We start from the raw sequence: 1,328 nt of genomic DNA, 5'->3' as shown, positions 1-1,328 counted from the left end.
GCTGCCTGAGCCTTGTGAGCTTCAAAATCATATTGGTAGCGAGAATCGTAGATAAAATACAGGGTCAATACGGTTAGCATCAGCATCCATGGCACGACAATGGTATTTCGGCGAGTATGATAACCAGTCCTTAACGTCAACAGATTGTCATTGACCGTCATAAACGGTTCGAGCGGGTCTTTCATCGGGACGACGATCACTTCTGCTCGAAATCGCGGCCACCATTTTGAAAAAGGTTGCGCTTTGGTTGTGAATATTCCTTTAGAGCCGCGATTCATTTATTTTCTCAACACTCCATTATGTCCAAAAAAGTATTTACATAACCAATGGTTTAATAACATTCTTCTTGTAGAGCTCGACTAAATTCTCACTTGCGTCAAGCACCATTTCTAGTCTCTGGTCAAAGTTGTTGGGGTTCTTGTCATCGAACAGGAAAAAGCGTACAGCGCCAATACGGCCCCAACGCCATGTTGTAAACAATACCTCGACGTCGGTCAAAATAAATCTCAGCATCTCTGGGCTTTATAACCACGACACCAAAAAAGATTACAGTGAGCATTAAATAAAAACCAAACCCTACCAGTTTAGCTACGGGACCAGATAAATTACCTTATAGGTACCTACTCTCTAGGTAGGTAAATATGGTTAGGTCACCTTCTTTTTCTGCATAAACCCTATAACTTTTAATCAATTGGTCATAGTCTTTAACTCTACCTGAATAGTATTTCTCGCCTTCTGAATTATTGTCCTTTGTTGCTTCTAGAAGCCACTCTTCTATTTGCTCTTTATCTTTCTGTCGAAGTTCAATTTTATCGATAGCAAATTGTTTTTCCCAAGCTAGGTCCGGTATTGCCTCAGACCAAACATAAGTAAGAAAAATCGAAACGATCAACCACGGTAACGCAACCATATTTCTCCGTTTATGAAATCCAGTACGGATGGTTAAGATGTCATCATTGACGGACATGGTAGGTTCCAATGGGGCTTCCATTGGCAGCACGATCACTTCCGCTCGAAATTGCGCCCGCCATTTAGAAAAGTCCCTTTGCGCACCGTTATTTAGTGGGAGTTTCTTGTATATCGCCGACTTATAAAGGCAAAAAAAAGACCTAATGGGATGCTCCGCCTCACTCCCAGTACAGCTTCAAATGAGCCATGATGTGTACGAACATACATCAAATCAAATGAGACCTTATATGACCCCGTTTGGTTTGCGCTTAGTGATGAAATGGCTCAATTCACAACTTTAAGATTCGCATACAGTTCAGGAAGAATGTGCTCGTGTTCGAGTAATTTTTCTAATCGTTCTTCAAAGGGCTCTGGCCTTC

General features: G+C 41.6%; 2 protein-coding genes and 1 pseudogene. All 3 read right to left on the bottom strand.

The window, feature by feature from the left end:
* Positions 1–278, bottom strand: a pseudogene (locus tag MD535_RS25535) (hypothetical protein); the annotation flags it as partial.
* 37 nt (positions 279–315) lie between these two features.
* Positions 316–513 (bottom strand): hypothetical protein, encoded by a 198-nt coding sequence (locus MD535_RS25530; protein ID WP_265678090.1) that lies wholly within the window; start codon positions 511–513, stop codon positions 316–318.
* A 97-nt stretch (positions 514–610) separates the two neighbouring features.
* Positions 611–967, bottom strand: coding sequence for a hypothetical protein (locus MD535_RS25525; protein ID WP_265678089.1), 357 nt, complete (start codon positions 965–967; stop codon positions 611–613).
* Positions 968–1,328 lie beyond the last annotated feature (361 nt).

Source organism: Vibrio qingdaonensis, from assembly GCF_026191675.1.
Classification (GTDB): domain Bacteria; phylum Pseudomonadota; class Gammaproteobacteria; order Enterobacterales; family Vibrionaceae; genus Vibrio; species Vibrio qingdaonensis.
Note: the sequence above shows the minus strand (reverse complement) of the source record. Positions and strands in the feature narration are given on the sequence as shown.

Coding starts and splice junctions, on each gene's coding strand:
- MD535_RS25525 (WP_265678089.1), bottom strand. CDS start 967: ATGTCCGTCAATGATGACATCTTAACCATCCGTACTGGATTTCATAAA.
- MD535_RS25530 (WP_265678090.1), bottom strand. CDS start 513: ATGCTGAGATTTATTTTGACCGACGTCGAGGTATTGTTTACAACATGG.